The organism is Lactobacillus sp. LL6, assembly GCF_007570935.1.
GTDB lineage: Bacteria > Bacillota > Bacilli > Lactobacillales > Lactobacillaceae > Lactobacillus.
In genome coordinates this window covers 815,051-832,419 of record NZ_VLLR01000001.1, presented here as the reverse complement: position 1 = coordinate 832,419, position 17,369 = coordinate 815,051, and the positions used below count along the sequence as shown (strand labels likewise).

Sequence of the window (17,369 nt, the reverse complement as noted above, 5' to 3'; positions counted from 1 at the left end):
TCGTATTTTTTTCGTAAAAAAATGTCAAACTAATAAATAAAACTACAAACATCCAGCTATAGTAAATGAGTCCGGCTTTACCTAAAAATACGTAATGTTTTTTCTTCATTCCGTCACCTATTTAATATCTAATTTTTACTTGTAAATTACTATGGTTGCTTGTATCATACAAAGTCTTTAAATATAGACGATATTCAGGATGCTGCTTAATTAAGGTTTGATAAGCTTCAGTTCTATGAATCTTATTTAATTCAGAAGCCTTTAAATTATTATGCCCTGTATAAAAGTTATAATTCATCCTTGCAAACAAGTTCCCCATCGCTCTGACTAACTCTAAGCTATTATGATTTTTACGCAAATCACTTTGCATCAAGTCTGCTGCGATACTTCCAAGTTGCAAATCTTCTAAATATTCATGAAAATGGTTCAAAGTATAGTCTTCTTTTTCTTTATCAGTTAAGTATCTATTCATATCAAAAGTCTTGCGAATATAAGTAATATGATGTTGATGAATACGCACTATACCATAGCCTTGATCATTAGAACAAAAACTTGAAGTGACTATTTCTGTAGTTGGAGTTGTTCCTTGAGGTCCCAATATATTTTGAGCATGAATGTGTCCGGAAAAAGCAAGTCTTACATTATACCGAGAACACAATCTTCGCAATTCTATTGCATCATCTAATACATATCCATGATTAACTGCAGGATTGTGAGCATATAAATTATGGTGCATAAAAATAATCGGACGCAAATTATTTTCTGAAGCATACTTTAGTTGCTTTTCAACCCATTTTAATTGCTTTTTACCAATTGCTCCTCGAGTATGCGGAGCTTCAGTAGTTTCTTCTTTACCATAGTAATTAGAATCTAGCATTAATAAAAAGTAATTTGGATTAAGCTGAACACTATAAGCCAATGAATTAGGATCTTTACTTTTAGCACATCTATATGAGTCACTGAAGATTGATTTCCAGAACATTGGACTAATTTCTCCGGCAAAAAATTGCTTTTTCCCTCGAAATTCTCTAGCCCATCCATCAAAAATGTCATGATTTCCAGGAACTACTAACAATTTTGTTTCTTTTAAGGGTTTAAAAATTTGCGCAAACTTTTCTGCAGAAACTCTTTCTCCATTAAAAGTAACATCCCCTGTAACAATAATCGCTGCGGGCTTTTTTTCTTGAGCCATTTTCATAAAAGCATTCAAAACCGTCTCTTGATAATATAAATCTTTGCCTTGACTGGTTTTTTGCATTCTAGAAAAAGCCTGTCCATTATCATGAAGGCTATCTGCAATCAAATGTGTATCAGAAATTACCCAAAATTCTGTGTTTAAATCTTCAGTTATCATAATTTATCTTCTATTTGCCCAATATTGGTAGAAATCTACTCTCAAATTACCATTAAATAATTTACGCTTCTTAGTAGCTTTTGCTCCAAAAAACTTTTCAAAATTAGGATCAGCAGTTAAATAGTACTGACTAAAGTCAGTATATTTACCTAATACATCTCCCATTTGCTTATATAGCTCTTCTGCACCTTTACGGTCCTTTAATCGTTTACCGTATGGAGGGTTAGCAATAATAATTCCATTTTCTAAATCGGTAGTAAAGTCTTTAACAGCTACTTGTTTGAAACGAATATCTTGCAGCACTCCTGCGTTATGAGCATTAAGCTTAGCAATTTCGAGAACTGATTGATCAATATCACTAGCCCAAATAGGTGCTTCAAGAGGCTTAATCATAGTTTTAGCCTCTTCAAGAAGTTTTTGGTGAAGAGTTGGATCAAACCAGTCAAAATTGTCAAAAGCAAATTTTCTCCAAGTACCTGGTGCAATATTCTTGGCAATTAAGGCTGCTTCAATTGCCAAAGTACCAGAACCTGTCATTGGATCAATTAAGGGATGCGTGCCATTGTATGGAGTTAAACGTAACAAACCAGCTGCAAAGTTTTCCTTCATTGGAGCACCACCATGTTCAACCCGATAACCTCTCTTAAATAGACTCTCGCCAGTAGTATCAAGTGAGATTCTTGCTATATCTTTATAAATATGAATATCTAATGGATATTCACTACCAGTTTCTGGCAAAAAACCTCGTCTATGATATTGGTCAGTCATTTTATCCACGATGGCTTTTTTTACAATTGACTGAACATCTGGTTCTGAATGGAGCTTAGATCTTACTGCTCGACCTTGCACAGGAAATTTAGCATCTACTGGTAATAATTGTGCCCAGTCAAATGCATAAACTTCATTATATAAGGTATCAAAATCTAATGCTTTAAATTCTTTAAGAAGAATTTTAACTCTATCAGCTGTTCTAAGCCATAAATTAGTTTTTACAATATCTTCTTGTGTTCCTTCAAAAAAAACACGTCCATTTTCAGTGCGAGTCTCATAACCAAGTGTTTGTAGTTCTTTAGCAACTACACTTTCAAAACCTGCACCCATTGTTGTATATAATGTATATTTTTTCATAATTTCTCTTTTCAAATTTATTTTTTTCTTAAAAAAAGAGCTGAGCTCCAAAAGAAGCTCAGCTCATGCCAGTGCAATTTCTATAAGCCACGTTCTGTTCCAGTTGCTCTTGGCAAAAAACAACCTTCAGCAGCCATCTATCTTTATTGCAATAGCAATAACCCGACCTTTAGTTCATTTTCTTAGGTCGAAACGCCCCCACCAAATTTAGGTTGCACACTCGCAGGGTTTACCTCGTTCCACCAAGGTCGTTTCCAACCTTGCTTCGTCACTGTGGCACTTTCAGGATACTTATGCATATCAAAGACTTAGCACTTTCTCCGCCGTGATATAGAAACTATATCCTCCAGCTTATTGAGCTGAATACGGGCACTACAAGCAATCTCAGCTTGTGTGTGCGTGGACTTTCCTCAGTTAGCTCTAGGCTAACCGCGACTGCTCGAAATTAACACCATTTGCTATTATACCAAAACTTTTTACTTTTGTAACCCATAAACATGTTGTTCAAGATTATAAACTTTTCTTTCTAAAGTTGAGATACGTTGAATAATCGCCATATTGGTAGAAATTTCGCCTGAACTTTCATTATCAACACTGAAAGTGGGCTTTCTGCGTTTAGTCGGCGTATATGTCTTAATATCTTCTTGCTCTTGAGCAGGTTCTGCAACTGATTTTGCAGTATTTGCTGCTACACTTTGAGCCTTTTTCTTTTCATCCATTAATTGACGCTGCAAGGTTCCAATTTGACCATACAAGTCTTCAATAATCTGATGAAATGTTTCATAGTCGGAAATAATTTGATCTAGATAAGCATCAACTTCATCTGGATCATAACCTTTTACCTTTGATCTAAATTGCTTTTTTAATACATCTTGTGCGGATAATTTAATATCATTTAAATTTGCCATCGATATTGACAACTCCTTTACCTAACACACCCTATTTTAGCAAAAACTTACCATAGGTAAAACTAAAATTGCTAGTTTAGAAAAAGTTTTAATTAATTATATGAATTTTTAAAATTATGATTCTCCTGATATTCCTCAGCGGAATCTTGTAAATCGTAAAAATCAATTAAATCTAAAGGATATTCTTTAACTTCTTGCTTATTTTTGATTAACTGATAATCGTATTTGGACTTACCCGGATGTTCAGGATCATAAATCATTAATGCTTGGTCGGTATGATCAACAATAAAATTTTGATAATTTTTGAGTTGCATTGGACTTGAATATGGTGAATTAGAAGTTGAAGCAAAAAAATCCGCTCCATTTTTAATATTTATAAATTTAGCTTGATTATTTTCATTCCATCTATCTGCAAAATTAGTGTATGGGATAAGAACAGAAAAGCGAACATTATATTCTTCTCTCAATTCCATCATTACTTCTGCACACCACTGTTCTACACCCAAGTTGGCACCTGTAATGATCCAATCGATTTCTGCATTTTCAAGTTTATTAATTAAGTAATTTTTGAGGGCATACTTAATTATCTTGATTTTAGGATCTTTATCATTAAATATGTTTAGTTCAAAACTACGATATCCTGTAATCCAGACTCTATCCATCCGGATTCCTCCTTATTCAAAAATTTAATCAATATTTGTTATAATGGTATACTAACAGGAGTTGAAGTTAATGGTCAAATATCCAAGCGGTAGCACAGCCGCATTTCGAAAACCGGTAAAAAGACCTAAAGTTCGACGGTCATTTTCTCATAGAAAAGGTGTTAGTTTTTCAGATAGAGGAATGACTCTTGAGCAGCAGATCAATGAATCAAATAAGTATTACCTTGATGAAGGGATTGCTGTAGTGCATAAAAAGCCGACCCCTATTCAAATTGTAAAGGTCGACTATCCTAAACGCTCAAAAGCAGTTATTAAGGAAGCTTATTTCAGACAAGCTTCCACAACTGACTATAATGGTGTTTATCAAGGGTATTATCTTGATTTTGAGTCTAAAGAAACTCATAATAAAACAAATTTTCCCCTCAAAAACTTTCATGAGCATCAAATTTTTCATTTAAATGCTTGTTTAAAACAACAGGGAATTTGTTTTACTATAATAGGTTTTACTAGTTTGGGTCGATATTTCGTTACACCGGCAAGTTTTGTAATTGCGGCCTGGCAAGATAAAAATAAAAGTTCGATGAAATTGGAAGAATTAGAAGAAAATTCAATTGAGATTTCAAGTGGTTTTCGTCCCACTCTTCCATATATCGATGCAGTCGATCAATTAATTAAAGGTAGGAAATAAAGGATGGCAAATAATTCGGATAATCGGGAAAACATGCGTCGTGAATCACGCAGAGATTATCATGGTCGTAAATCTAGGCCATGGTTAAAAGTTATTAGATGGTTTTTTTTAATTGTTTTGCTTTTAGTTGTATCAGGAATCGGGCTGTTTGCCTTTTACGCAAAAGATGCTCCAAATATCAGTCAAGATCAGCTTCAAAGCGGTGGAACTTCTAGTCTTTATACAAATGATGGAAAGTTTTTACTTTCTTTAGGTTCAGAAAAGCGAATCTATGTGAAAAATAGCCAAATTCCCCAACAATTAAAGGATGCAATCGTTTCTGTAGAAGATAAACGTTTTTACAAAGATAAAATTGGTGTGGACCCAGTTAGAATTGCAGGCTCAATGCTTACTAATGCTAAAAGTAATAGTATTGCTGCAGGGGGATCAACAATTACTCAGCAACTAGTTAAATTAACAGTTTTCTCTACTGCTACTTCTCAACGTACTTTAAAGCGTAAAGCACAAGAAGCTTGGCTGGCTATGAAAGTCCAAAGAGAATTTTCTAAAGATCAAATTTTAGAGTTTTATATTAATAAGGTTTATATGAATTACGGTAACTATGGAATGGGTACTGCCGCAAATTACTACTATAATAAACCTTTGAAAAAATTGGATTTAGCACAAACTGCATTAATTGCAGGGATGCCTAATGCTCCTGTGGCTTATGATCCATACTTGTACCCAGAAAAAGCTAAATACCGCCGAAACATTGTTCTTAAGACAATGTTGGAAAATAAAAAAATCACTCAATCTCAATATGACCAGGCAACTAAAGAAAGTATCACTAAAGGTCTTCGTCCACGTCATTCAAATAATGAATCTCAAAGACGTAAAATTGATGACCCATATATCAAAGAAGTTATTTCTGAAGTTAAGCAAAAAGGCTTTGATCCGTACAATGATAATTTAAAGATTACAGTTAATATTGATCAAAAAGCTCAAAATAAACTTTATGAATTAGCTAATAGCGGTGCTGTTCCTTTTACTAATGATAAAATGCAAATTGGTGCAACTATTGTCGATCCAACTAATGGTCATGTTGTAGCGATTCTTGGAGGCCGTCACCTGCCCTCAGTTCAATTAGGACTAGACCGTGCAGTTCAAACTGGTCGTTCAACTGGTTCTTCAATTAAACCTGTACTTGACTATGCACCGGCAATTCAATATTTGAACTGGTCAACTGCTAAAATGCTTGATGATAGTAGATATGTTTATCCCGGAACAAATATTCAGCTTTACGATTGGGATAATAAATATGATGGTATGATGACAATGCGTAAAGCTCTTGAGCAATCTCGTAACGTTCCAGCTGTTAAAACTTTAGCTAAAGTTGGTGTTGGTCGAGCATCAATTTTTGCAAGAAGAATGGGTATTAATGTCCCAGCCAACTCTGGTTTATCAGTTGCCATTGGTGCAAATGCTTCTAGTTTACAAATGGCTGGTGCATATAGTGCATTTGCGACTATGGGAATTTATCATAAACCACAATTTGTTTCTAAAATTGAAACTCCTGATGGTTTAGCAAGAAATTATGACTCTCCTGGTGTACGTGTAATGAAGAAGTCTACGGCTTATATGATTACTGATATGCTTAAAGATGTAATTAAATCCGGTTCTGGGACAAGTGCTAAGATTTCTGGTCTTTATCAAGCTGGTAAAACTGGTACCGTTAAATATTCAGATGAAGAATTAGTAAGATACCCTGCATATGCTTCTACTCCAAAAGATTCATGGTTTGTAGGTTACACTAAGAGTTACGTCATGGGTGTTTGGACTGGATATGATAATTTAAAGGATGGTACTATTTCAGGCGTTGGTCAACAATCAGCCCAACTTATGTATAAAAATATGATGAGTTACTTAATGCAAAATAAGGCAAATGTTGATTGGAATAAACCAAGTTCGGTTATTCGTGCTAAGATAGTAAATAATTCTAACCCACCTAGAGTAGCTACAAGTGGCGGTACTTGGCAGTTATTCGTAAAAGGCCATGCTCCAGCTGGTGTGGGTGATAATGATGCCAGTTATGACGAAGATGATGAAGAAACAGATACTTCTTCATCTAGCCGTACAAATGACTCCAATACTACAACTGTTACAGCAGACGATGAAGCAGATAGAGAATCATCAAGAACTGAACGAATTGAAGAAAGACGTTCAAGCTCATCAAGTAGTCAAACAGTCGAAGTTAGACAATCGTCATCTAGTGAAAATCGACAATCCTCTAGTACTGTAGCTAATTCTTCTAGTCAACGCCCAACTAGTAGTCGTGATGACGATGAAGACGATGGAGACTAGTTGAATATTTGATATTTTTAAAAAGGGATGTACCTTACAATGAGGCACATCCCTTTTTTGATTGGTTGTTTTTAGTTTTTTAAATAATCTTATAACCAGTTACAGGTTTAGCTGGAGTTGAATTGAAGTCATAATTTGCTAAGGTTTCAAATTCAGTATTTCCATCAATGATTGTTGTTACGCCTTGTGCTAACATTAAGTTCATTACCTTTTCTGGATTTTCTTTTTCAGTAAATGGAACTAAAATTACAGGCTTGTGCATTGCTCGCATAAATCCAATCTCAAAAGCACAACCATCATCAATACGATCCATATCATAAAGAAATACACCACATGTAGCGTTAATAATTCCGTTTAAATCATTTTGATAAGTTCCAACGCGCCAAGTCATAGAGCGAATGCCACCTATTTCGGGATTTTTTTCTTCAGGATCAACAAAGTTTTGATCAAATGGAAAATGAACTTGCAATACAGTTGGATTGCTTGCAAGCAATTCTTTAGCCTTTGGTACACGAGCACGTTCAGCATCAGTATAAAATGGTGAGCCAAGATATATTTTTGCAGTAGGGTTTGTCATAATTTTACCTCCTATTTTGATATTATTTTATCACACAGTTCGATAAAATGATTAGATCTTCAGCAATAGGATTTACCAAAGAGTCATAAAAGCAGCAATTTCTTACTACTTTAATATTTCATTTACATTATTAATAACTTCTTCTGCTTCTGGAATTGAGAGCCATTTTTCCGGAGAACGTTTTAATTGATTGAGAAGTTTACTTAATTTAGAATTTGTTTTTATTTCGGAATAATAGTTAACCACCAAAGCTTTATATAAACCTTCTGCTTGAATATCAGTAAAAATTTGATGATCATCTTCATTCATTTTGAAATATCCTTCAGCAATGGCCGCAAATATTGAATTTTTACTTCGAATGTTTTTAATAGTACTATTAATTTGATAATCCCGACTTGTAACTTTTAAAAGTGCCAAATTATCTTCATTAGCTACCCCTAATCTCTTCCAATAATGAAAGCCAGCATGAATAGCTTGTGTTTGCACATTTCTACTGAGAACTTTTACTTTATTACGAATAATTTTGACTAAATAATTTCTCCAAAAATAAACATTTCCATTAATCAATTGTCCATCTCTTATTACATCAACTGAAGAAATATTTTTTTCTTCTAAAAACATCGAATGCGGATAACCAATTATATTTGTTTCAATTTTTTGTAATAATTCAGCTTCCAAGTTCTTAATCATTACAATATAGGAACGATTAGAACGAGGATTAAATAGGCCAATCTTTTTAATACTGTCAAATTCACGATGGACAGAATGCATCCCCATAAGATAATAAATCAAAACTTGTAGTGTATAACTACTAGTTGGAGCACTTTTTGATACTTTTATATCCCATAAGGTATCTTCAGTTAAATACTCGCCTTCTCCAGATTTAATAAAATCAGTATATCCTCCCTCAAAATCAATTCCTTCAATAACAATTGGACTATATTTCTTCCAAAAATTAATATTTCGCTTCACCATAATTTTAATATTGTGAATAGTCTCATCATTTGGATTTATTAATTCAATAGACTTATATGCACTTGGATTAACTCTATAACATACATCATAACCTACTAGCTTACACGCATTAATGATTGAATCTGAATCTAATCCTTTTATTTTTGATAAAAGGTTTTTAGCAATGGAATAATGCTCTTCAGCAAAGGTCATAGTAAATAAGTCAGTTACAGTGTTATCTAAGTAAGAAGCACCTTTAAGTGAAATTGCAAATGCATCTGCTGGTTTTGCACCTAACATTAATTTGGTGAGATAATTGATTGCCAAGCTCACTAGAGAAACATTAATATTTTCTTTAGGATACAAATTATTTTCATCATTAAATTGTATTACTTTAAAACATTTTCTAGGTAAGTAGCCACCATATGGCTGCTTTATTTGTTTAATTCTGTCAGTTACTGAAGTCATGATCAAAGCCTCGCTCAATTTTGTTAAGTTAATTATAACTGTTAATTGAGCAAAAAAATAGCAGGAATTTCCCCTGCTATTTTAATTTCTACTAATTTTACATAATTTTAGTTATTATTCTAATTAGCCAATAACTTTTTAAACTCTGTAATTAATTCTCGATTTACTAAAGAATCATTTTTATAAACTACTGAATAATTTTGCTTTAATTGCTTTCCATCTTTCAATAAAAACATTTTTTGTAATTGATCATTTTTTAATAATGGTGCTGTATTTTCATTCATTAAAAAATATCCAGAACCACTTGCAGCCATCAAAGCAGCCTCATTAAAACTGTCAACAGCAATAAATGGGCTAGTGATTTTTAAAATATCTTTATGATAATGTAATTCTCCCCATTCTTCTTTAGGCGTTGCAATTAAAATGTTTGGAATATTTTTTAATTGTTCCATTTCTACAGTTTGTTCACTTTTCATAAAGTTTCCGGCTTGAAGAAGAACTATTAAACTGACTTCTGCAATTGATTCAACTGAATAATCATCAAAATTATTATCTCGTGGATCAGTAAGTGCTAAATCAATATTCTTATCTTCTAGTTCATTCTTAACCTGATCTTGATAAAGTGAAACTAAATTTATCTTGATATTAGGATGACTTTTTTCAAAGTTAATTTTAGCTTGATCAATAACTTTTTTACCAAAGTTTTTAAAATAGCCTATGTTAAGTGTTTCCATAACGTTTCCAAATACCTCCAAAAGAAAAAGGGCTTAATGCCCTCTAAATCTCTATTCATTATCATCTTCACCATGGTAGGTAATTCCAAATCCTGCGTTAAATTCCTTACCAGGTTCCAAATGATTCATGCCATATTTGTCTTCTAACTTACCATTGGCATCTTGGCGGTCAGCAATTCCCCACCAAGGTTCAATGCAGACATAATTAGCCGTTTTTGGATATTGTGACCAAATTCCCACAAATGGTGCATCTCTTGTCCAAACATTGATATGATATTTATTTTTATCCGTTTTAAGTGAAAATTTATTATCATGACCACATAATTCAAAAATCAACGCATCATTTTTAAATAAGTCATCACTCAACGTAATCAAACTATCGGTTGAAGCTAAGGAGCGATTATTCCAATCAAGATATGATTCCTTAAGTGGAATTTGAACTCTTGCTTTAGAAGGAGCTGTTGCAAAATAATAATCTTCTTTACCAACTTCTTCATCGACTGGAATATTGAATCCAGGATGACCTCCTACACCAAAAATCAATTCTTTATTATCAGTGTTTTTGACTGAGAAATTTTCTTCTAATAAATTATTGAGTAAGTTGTAATTTACACGAAATTCAAATTTGAATGGATATACTTTGCGAGTTTCTTCGTTATCCTTTAATAACAAAGTGATACTCTCTTTAGTATGTTTTTCTACTTCAAATTCTTGATCTCTAGCAAAACCATGCTGACCTAAATGATATGTTTTTCCATTGTAAGTATATTCATCATTTTTTAAACGACCTACGATTGGAAAAAGAATTGGTGCGTGACGACCCCAAACTTGAGGATCTGCTTGCCACATATATTCATGCCCAGTATGAATGCCTTTTACACTTACAACTTCAGCACCCTTAGTGGAAATTGTAACTTTTAACATATTATTTTCAATTGTATAGTCCATGTTTTTTGCCTTTTATTAAAGAATAAACTTAGTAAGATCCTTATTAGTAATTATATCACTAAGCTTGTCTTTAACATATGCTTCAGTAATGGTGATTTCGCCCATTTCCATATCTGGACCTTCATAAAGAACATCTTCTAAAAGCTTTTCAAGAATTGTTGAAAGTCTACGAGCACCGATATTATCAGTACCTTGGTTAACATCAAAAGCAATTTGAGCAATTGTATCTACCGCTTCTTGAGTAAAGACAAGCTTGATACCGTCTGCATGCATCAAAGCAATATATTGTTTTAACAATGAATTTTCTGGATCTTTTAGAATCTTAACAAAATCATCCTTAGTAAGTGCATTTAATTCCACACGAATTGGAAAACGACCTTGAAGTTCTGGAATCAAGTCACTTGGTTTACTTTCTGCAAAGGCACCTGCTGCAATAAACAAGATGTGATCAGTTGATACTGGACCATACTTAGTTTGAATTGTAGATCCTTCTACGATTGGTAAAATATCACGTTGTACACCTTCACGAGATACTTCACCAGAAGTCTTTTTATTACCAGCAGTAATTTTGTCGATTTCATCAATAAAGATAATTCCGTTATTAGTAGTACGTTCAATAGCTTTTTGATAAATATTATCATAATCAACCATCTTACGAGATTGATCTTGAATAAGAACTTCGCGCGCCTCTCTTACAGGTAAAGTACGCTTAACCTTCTTCTTAGGAGTTAAACGATCAAGCATTGAACTCATGTCCATTCCCATTTGACCCATCATATCGCTCATTGGGTTAACTTTTGGAGCTTGATCAACTTCAATAGTTACTTCTTTATCTTCTAAAAGTCCTTGTTTTAATTTCTCTGCAACACTTAAACGCTTTTCACGAATGTCAGCTGGAACTTCATCTTCTTTGTTATTATCTTGGTCGTTATTATCTAACCCTCCACCAAGCATTGAAAGCATACTTTGAAGTTGTTGCATTTGATCTTCACGTTTTTCTTTCTTTTCTACTGGAACAAGTAAACGAATAAGCTCTTTATTTGCTTCCTTAGTAGCTTCAGTGCGAACTCGATCAAATTGGTCTTTTTCTTCCATACGAACTGCTTCGTTAACAAGGTCTCTAACCATTGATTCAACGTCTCGACCTACATAACCAACTTCAGTAAACTTTGTAGCTTCCACTTTTACAAAAGGTGCATCAACAATAGTTGCAAGACGACGTGCAATTTCAGTTTTACCAACACCAGTAGGACCAGCCATTAATAAGTTCTTTGGTGTGATATCTTTTTGCATGTCTTTTGAAAGTTGCATTCTACGATAACGATTGTAGAGTGCAATTGCAACTGATTTTTTAGCTTCATCTTGGCCAATAATATATTGATTTAAAATATCTACAATTTTCTTTGGAGTTTTAATTGCCATATTATTCTCCTTATTTAAAGTTCATCTGTGTGAATTTTATCATCAGTAAAAATATCGATTCCAGAAGCAATCTTCACTGCTTCGTGTGCAATCTCTGTCGCATCCATTCCTTCAGTGTGTCTTGTCATAGCAATTGCTGCAGCTTGAGCAAAATTACCGCCTGAGCCAATAGCAACTACATTTTCATCTGGTTCAATAACTTCACCGCCACCAGAAATCAAAAGTAAGTCATCTTTATTAAAAGCAATAAGCATAGCATTAAGCTTTTGTAAAGTTGGGTCTTTTCTCCATTCTTGTGCCATTTCAACAGCTGCGCGACGAAGATCACCACTGTATGTTTCAAGCTTGCCTTCTAACATATCTTGCAAACTAACAGCATCTGCAACGCCTCCAGCAAATCCAATAACTACACGATCATGGTAAATTCGGCGAATCTTTTTAGCTGTTGCTTTTGCAATTACTTTTTCGCCTAAAGTTACTTGACCATCCCCTGCGATGGCTGTTTTTCCATTATATTTAACTGAACAGATTGTTGTCATAATTTATCCCTCGATTAAAAATGTTTACTCTTACAATTATATTACTTATTGAAAGCAATTACATTTATTATTTTAAAACATTTTCCTTGAATTTGTCTAAACTTTCTAATCCACGTTCACTTACTTTTAAGTGTCGTTCTTTTTTATTACGAATTTTCTTACCTTCTAAGCTTGGTAGAAGTGCGAAGCTAGCATTCATTGGTTGGAAATGCTTAGGATTGGTAGTAGTAACATAGTTAGCCATTGAACCTAAAGCGGTATCCTTTGGAAATGCAACTGTATCTTCACCTAATGCGCGTCGAGCTGCATTAATTCCTGCAACTAATCCGCTTCCAGCACTTTCTACATAACCTTCAACTCCAGTCATTTGACCTGCAAAGAATAGTCCTGGCTGACTCTTAGCTTCATAACTTGCAGTTAAGACTTCGGGAGAAGCCATATAAGTGTTACGGTGCATTTTTCCATAACGAACAAAACGAGCATTTTCAAGACCTGGAATCATTGAAAAGACACGCTTTTGCTCACCATATTTTAAGTGAGTTTGAAAACCAACGATATTGTACATAGAAGCAGCCGCATTATCTTGACGAAGTTGAACTACTGCATATGGAGTAGTACCAGTATGAGGATTTTCTAAACCAACTGGTTTAAGCGGACCAAAAAGCATAGTTTTGGCACCTCTGCTAGCCATAACTTCAATTGGCATACACCCTTCAAAAACGTCTTGCTTCTCAAAGCCATGCATTTCAGCAGTTTCTGCCTTAATTAATTCTTTAGCAAACTTTTCATATTGTTCCTTATCCATCGGACAATTAAGATATGCTGCTTCACCACGATCATAGCGTGATTTCTTATAAACTATATTCATGTCAATTGAATCAGCAGCTACAATTGGAGCTGCTGCATCAAAGAAGTGGAGACTATTAGTTCCAGAAAATTTTTGAATTTCTTTTGCTAAAGCATCACTTGTTAGTGGTCCAGTAGCAACTATAGTAATACCATCCTTTGGAATTTCAGTAACTTCTTCATCATGGATTGTTACATTATCCAAATTATGAATAGTCTCTGTTACATATTTGCTAAAACGATCACGATCTACGGCAAGTGCTCCTCCAGCAGGAACTTGAGTTTTATCAGCTGCTTTTAAAATAAGAGAATCTAATTGTCTCATTTCTTCTTTTAAAAGTCCAACTGCATTGGAAAGTTGATTTGAACGCATAGAGTTAGTGCAGACAAGCTCAGCTAATTCCCCAGTTTCGTGAGCTGGAGTTGATTTTTTTGGACGCATTTCATAAAGATCAACGTGGATGCCACGTTTAGCAAGTTGCCAAGTAGCTTCACTACCTGCGAGCCCTCCACCGATAACTGTTACTTTTTTAGGCATGTGTCTCATCCTTTACTTAAAAATTTCCTATTTATCAATATATCATTAAATTGTAAAAAGACTATAATTATCTGCACGAATATTAATTATTTTTAATATTTTTTTGCAAAAAAGCGCATTAAGAACTGATATGATTTCAAACAATTAAAAATCAATCAATTTTACCTAATGCGTTTTTTATAATTTAATTTTCGTTGTCTTCTTCTGGTTCTTCTTTATAATCACCATTTGGGCATAATACTACTAATCCTTTTTTAGTCTTCTTTTGAACTAAGAAATGACCATCGTTGGGACAATTACGCCCAATTGGCTGATCCCAAGATACAAAATCACAGTCTGGATAACGTGAACAGCCATAAAACTTGCGATTACGTTTAGACTTCTTTTCAATTACATCACCTTGACCACACTTTGGACAAGTAACACCAACTTTTTTAACTATCGGCTTAGTATTTCGACAATCAGGGAAACGTGAACAAGCATAAAACTTACCATATCGTCCTAGCTTAATTACCATAGGTGCACCACAAATATCACAGTTAAAGCCAGCTGGTTCATCTTTAATTTGAATCTTTTCAATCTTTTCTTCTGCAGTGTCAAGTTCTTTTTTCAATGGTTGATAGTAATTATCTACTACATTAGTCCATTGTTTTTTTCCACCTTCAACATTGTCTAAGTCATCTTCAAGCTGGGCAGTAAAATCAACATTAACAATATCAGGGAAAAACTCTTCAATTAATTTGTCAACAATTTCTCCTAATTCTGTTGGAACGATAGAACGTCCTTCAAGTTTTACATAATAGCGTCTTTGAATAGTATCAATTGTTGGTGCATAAGTTGAAGGTCTGCCAACCCCATTTTCTTCAAGAGCGTGAACCAAACTTGCTTCAGTATAACGGGCAGGTGGCAAAGTAAAGTGTTGTTTATTATCAGATTTATCTAATTGAACTTTGTCGCCTTCTTCAAGATTTGGCAATTCAACATTTTTTTCATGCTGATTATCGTAAACTTTAGTAAATCCGGCGAATTTCATTTTTGAACCAGTGGTTCTAAAAATCACACCATTTTGAACAATATCTGCTCTTACAGTATCATAAACAGCTGGTGTCATTTCACTTGCTAAGAATCTTGACCAAATAAGCTTGTATAAACGATACTGTTCAGTTGTTAAAACCTTTTTTAATGAGTCCGGAGTTCTATAAACACTTGTTGGACGAATTGCTTCGTGCGCATCTTGGGCATCTTCTTGGTTTTTAAAATGTCGCTGACTCTTTGCTGCAAATTCAGCACCATAATTTTCATGTAAAAACTTCGAAGCTTCAGCTTGAGCAACCGGAGATGTACGCTTAGAGTCAGTTCTCATATATGTAATTAAACCAACTGTACCTTCTTTGCCTAAACTGATTCCCTCATATAGCTGCTGGGCAATGCTCATTGTTCTTCTAGTTCGATAGCCTAAACGTTTATTAGCTTCTTGTTGCATAGTTGAAGTTGTAAATGGAGCTGCTGGCTGACGACGGCGCTGTCTAGTTACTACTTTTTCAACGGTAAAGTCTTTCTTTTTATCAATTTTACTTAAGACTTCTTTAACAGCGTCATTATTTGGTAATTCTTTTTTCTTACCATCTATTCCATAAAAACTTGACTTAAACAGTTTTTTATCCTTTTTAAAGTCTGCATCTATTGTCCAATATTCTTTAGGCTTGAAATTTTTGATTTCTTTTTCGCGATCAATAACTAATTTCAATGCTACAGATTGGACTCTTCCTGCACTAAGTCCCTTTTTAACTTTAGCCCATAAAATTGGAGATAATGAGTAACCCACAATTCTATCTAAGACACGGCGAGCCTGTTGTGCATCAACGGTATCCATATCTATGGTGCGGGGATGTTTAAAACTTTCTTTTACAGCATCCTTAGTAACTTCGTTAAAAGTTACACGGTTCTTAGCATTTTCATCTAAATCTAAAGCATGAGCTACATGCCATGCAATAGCTTCTCCTTCACGATCAGGGTCAGAAGCTAAATAAACATCTTTAGCTTTTTTAGCCTCTTTTTTTAGTTCTTTAATTGTATCGCCTTTACCGCGAATTGAAATATACTTTGGCTTATAATCATTATCAAAGTCAATTCCCATTTGTGACTTTGGCAAATCACGAATATGACCTTTTGAAGCAATAACATGATAATTACTTCCAAGATATTTTTCAATTGTTTTAGCTTTTGCAGGTGATTCTACAATTACTAGTGTCTTTTTACGTTTTTTAGTTGTTTTCTTTTTTGGTTTACTTACTTTAGTAGGCATTAAATGCCTCCTTTATTTATATTATTTTAAAAATCTACTAGTTTGAGAATAAAATACCTGTGTTGGAATTGTCAAATCTTTCTGTTCTTAAATTAAAATCTACTATTGGAATTGCACCGGCTTCAATTAGTTTATTAGGTCCTTTTGAAAGATCATTAGTTATTGGACCTGGTACCGCATATACATCTCGATTTTCTTGTAAAGCTAAATTTGCAGTGATTAGTGAACCAGATTGTTCCCTAGCTTCGGTTATAATTACACTTTGAGACAAACCAGCCAGTATACGATTTCTTTCAGGAAAACGAAATGGTCTAGGTGGTGTATCAGGTAGATATTCGCTAAGAAGTAAGCCAGATTTTATAATTTCATTTTGAAGATTTTGATTTTGGATAGGATAATAATGATTTAATCCATTACCAACAACAGCAATTGTTTTACCGTGATTAGCTAGGGATGCTTCGTGTGCCATTCGATCTACTCCTTTTGCTAATCCACTGGCAATTACGTAATTTTCTTTAACTAATTTAGGAGTAAGTTCAGATATTACATTTTGACTGTAAACAGTAGCAGCACGTGCTCCAACAATTGTAATAATTTTTTGCTGTAGCAAACTTACATCCCCACGGGCAAATAAAATCAAAGGTGGTTGATAAATTTGACGTAATTTTTCTGGATACTCATCATCAAAAAAACTGACAACTTTACACTGAGCATTTATTCTTTCGATAGTTCTTTTATAATCATCATTATGATACGCATTAATCGCCTTTTCACGCAAGTCAAAAGATAGCTGCATTTGTTCTAAATTTTCTATATTAACTTCGTCCGTATCGAGCTGACTTGCGATTTGAAGCATCTTAACGTATCCAATACCCTTTTGCAATTTTAATCTTAATAAAAATTCTTTAGTATTCATGGTAAAAGCCTCCATTAACAATTACGTCAAAAAATGGAGACT

15 protein-coding genes and 1 other RNA gene are annotated in these 17,369 nt (G+C 33.9%); 2 read left to right on the top strand and 14 right to left on the bottom strand.

Annotated features, from left to right (window positions below):
• Window positions 1-121 precede the first annotated feature (121 nt).
• From FOD82_RS04230 to FOD82_RS04210, 5 genes are all read right to left on the bottom strand, one after another.
• Window positions 122-1,354, bottom strand: a complete 1,233-nt coding sequence (locus FOD82_RS04230; RefSeq protein ID WP_144355244.1) for a metallophosphoesterase — start codon at window positions 1,352-1,354, stop codon at window positions 122-124.
• Window positions 1,355-1,357: 3 nt separating this feature from the next.
• Window positions 1,358-2,482, bottom strand: a complete 1,125-nt coding sequence (locus FOD82_RS04225) for a class I SAM-dependent RNA methyltransferase (RefSeq protein WP_144355243.1) — start codon at window positions 2,480-2,482, stop codon at window positions 1,358-1,360.
• A 78-nt stretch (window positions 2,483-2,560) separates the two neighbouring features.
• An RNA gene (gene rnpB, locus FOD82_RS04220) (RNase P RNA component class B) lies at window positions 2,561-2,929 on the bottom strand.
• A 29-nt stretch (window positions 2,930-2,958) separates the two neighbouring features.
• Window positions 2,959-3,390, bottom strand: coding sequence for a DivIVA domain-containing protein (locus FOD82_RS04215; protein WP_144355242.1), 432 nt, complete (start codon window positions 3,388-3,390; stop codon window positions 2,959-2,961).
• A gap of 92 nt (window positions 3,391-3,482) precedes the next feature.
• Entirely contained in the window at window positions 3,483-4,052 is a 570-nt protein-coding gene (locus tag FOD82_RS04210) for a DUF1273 domain-containing protein (protein ID WP_144355241.1), read from the bottom strand.
• Between the two features lie 70 nt (window positions 4,053-4,122).
• On the opposite strand from FOD82_RS04210, the gene recU reads away from it, so the two are divergent.
• On the top strand, window positions 4,123-4,740 hold the full coding sequence (recU, locus tag FOD82_RS04205) for a Holliday junction resolvase RecU (protein WP_144355240.1): 618 nt from the start codon (window positions 4,123-4,125) through the stop codon (window positions 4,738-4,740).
• A gap of 3 nt (window positions 4,741-4,743) precedes the next feature.
• A complete protein-coding gene (locus FOD82_RS04200) occupies window positions 4,744-7,080 on the top strand; it encodes a PBP1A family penicillin-binding protein (RefSeq protein WP_144355239.1) in 2,337 nt (778 codons plus the stop codon).
• Window positions 7,081-7,159: 79 nt separating this feature from the next.
• On the opposite strand, the gene FOD82_RS04195 is transcribed toward FOD82_RS04200, so the two are convergent.
• The 9 genes from FOD82_RS04195 to dprA all read right to left on the bottom strand — a co-directional run bounded on the left by FOD82_RS04195 (window position 7,160) and on the right by dprA (window position 17,327).
• On the bottom strand, window positions 7,160-7,657 hold the full coding sequence (locus FOD82_RS04195) for a nucleoside 2-deoxyribosyltransferase (RefSeq protein WP_144355238.1): 498 nt from the start codon (window positions 7,655-7,657) through the stop codon (window positions 7,160-7,162).
• A 105-nt stretch (window positions 7,658-7,762) separates the two neighbouring features.
• Window positions 7,763-9,079: a hypothetical protein gene (locus tag FOD82_RS09855; RefSeq protein ID WP_197734832.1), complete on the bottom strand. Its 1,317-nt coding sequence runs from the start codon at window positions 9,077-9,079 to the stop codon at window positions 7,763-7,765.
• Between the two features lie 119 nt (window positions 9,080-9,198).
• Window positions 9,199-9,813 carry a LysR family transcriptional regulator substrate-binding protein gene (locus tag FOD82_RS04185; protein ID WP_144355237.1) on the bottom strand — a complete coding sequence of 205 codons (615 nt, stop codon included), beginning with the start codon at window positions 9,811-9,813 and terminating at the stop codon, window positions 9,199-9,201.
• Between the two features lie 51 nt (window positions 9,814-9,864).
• Complete coding sequence (locus tag FOD82_RS04180; protein ID WP_144355236.1) at window positions 9,865-10,761, bottom strand: aldose 1-epimerase family protein; 897 nt, start codon at window positions 10,759-10,761, stop codon at window positions 9,865-9,867.
• A 15-nt stretch (window positions 10,762-10,776) separates the two neighbouring features.
• Window positions 10,777-12,183 carry an ATP-dependent protease ATPase subunit HslU gene (gene hslU / locus FOD82_RS04175; RefSeq protein WP_144355235.1) on the bottom strand — a complete coding sequence of 469 codons (1,407 nt, stop codon included), beginning with the start codon at window positions 12,181-12,183 and terminating at the stop codon, window positions 10,777-10,779.
• A gap of 14 nt (window positions 12,184-12,197) precedes the next feature.
• Window positions 12,198-12,722, bottom strand: coding sequence for an ATP-dependent protease subunit HslV (gene hslV / locus FOD82_RS04170; protein WP_144355234.1), 525 nt, complete (start codon window positions 12,720-12,722; stop codon window positions 12,198-12,200).
• Window positions 12,723-12,789: 67 nt separating this feature from the next.
• Window positions 12,790-14,106, bottom strand: a complete 1,317-nt coding sequence (gene trmFO, locus FOD82_RS04165; protein WP_144355233.1) for a methylenetetrahydrofolate--tRNA-(uracil(54)-C(5))-methyltransferase (FADH(2)-oxidizing) TrmFO — start codon at window positions 14,104-14,106, stop codon at window positions 12,790-12,792.
• Window positions 14,107-14,290: 184 nt separating this feature from the next.
• Window positions 14,291-16,411, bottom strand: coding sequence for a type I DNA topoisomerase (gene topA / locus FOD82_RS04160; protein WP_144355232.1), 2,121 nt, complete (start codon window positions 16,409-16,411; stop codon window positions 14,291-14,293).
• Window positions 16,412-16,448: 37 nt separating this feature from the next.
• A complete protein-coding gene (gene dprA / locus FOD82_RS04155) occupies window positions 16,449-17,327 on the bottom strand; it encodes a DNA-processing protein DprA (RefSeq protein ID WP_144355231.1) in 879 nt (292 codons plus the stop codon).
• Window positions 17,328-17,369: the final 42 nt, after the last annotated feature.

Bases quoted from the DNA above. Each gene is read 5' to 3' on its own strand.
- FOD82_RS04230 (WP_144355244.1), bottom strand. From the start codon at position 1,354: ATGATAACTGAAGATTTAAACACAGAATTTTGGGTAATTTCTGATACA.
- FOD82_RS04225 (WP_144355243.1), bottom strand. From the start codon at position 2,482: ATGAAAAAATATACATTATATACAACAATGGGTGCAGGTTTTGAAAGT.
- FOD82_RS04215 (WP_144355242.1), bottom strand. From the start codon at position 3,390: ATGGCAAATTTAAATGATATTAAATTATCCGCACAAGATGTATTAAAA.
- FOD82_RS04210 (WP_144355241.1), bottom strand. From the start codon at position 4,052: ATGGATAGAGTCTGGATTACAGGATATCGTAGTTTTGAACTAAACATA.
- recU (WP_144355240.1), top strand. From the start codon at position 4,123: ATGGTCAAATATCCAAGCGGTAGCACAGCCGCATTTCGAAAACCGGTA.
- FOD82_RS04200 (WP_144355239.1), top strand. From the start codon at position 4,744: ATGGCAAATAATTCGGATAATCGGGAAAACATGCGTCGTGAATCACGC.
- FOD82_RS04195 (WP_144355238.1), bottom strand. From the start codon at position 7,657: ATGACAAACCCTACTGCAAAAATATATCTTGGCTCACCATTTTATACT.
- FOD82_RS09855 (WP_197734832.1), bottom strand. From the start codon at position 9,079: ATGACTTCAGTAACTGACAGAATTAAACAAATAAAGCAGCCATATGGT.
- FOD82_RS04185 (WP_144355237.1), bottom strand. From the start codon at position 9,813: ATGGAAACACTTAACATAGGCTATTTTAAAAACTTTGGTAAAAAAGTT.
- FOD82_RS04180 (WP_144355236.1), bottom strand. From the start codon at position 10,761: ATGGACTATACAATTGAAAATAATATGTTAAAAGTTACAATTTCCACT.
- hslU (WP_144355235.1), bottom strand. From the start codon at position 12,183: ATGGCAATTAAAACTCCAAAGAAAATTGTAGATATTTTAAATCAATAT.
- hslV (WP_144355234.1), bottom strand. From the start codon at position 12,722: ATGACAACAATCTGTTCAGTTAAATATAATGGAAAAACAGCCATCGCA.
- trmFO (WP_144355233.1), bottom strand. From the start codon at position 14,106: ATGCCTAAAAAAGTAACAGTTATCGGTGGAGGGCTCGCAGGTAGTGAA.
- topA (WP_144355232.1), bottom strand. From the start codon at position 16,411: ATGCCTACTAAAGTAAGTAAACCAAAAAAGAAAACAACTAAAAAACGT.
- dprA (WP_144355231.1), bottom strand. From the start codon at position 17,327: ATGAATACTAAAGAATTTTTATTAAGATTAAAATTGCAAAAGGGTATT.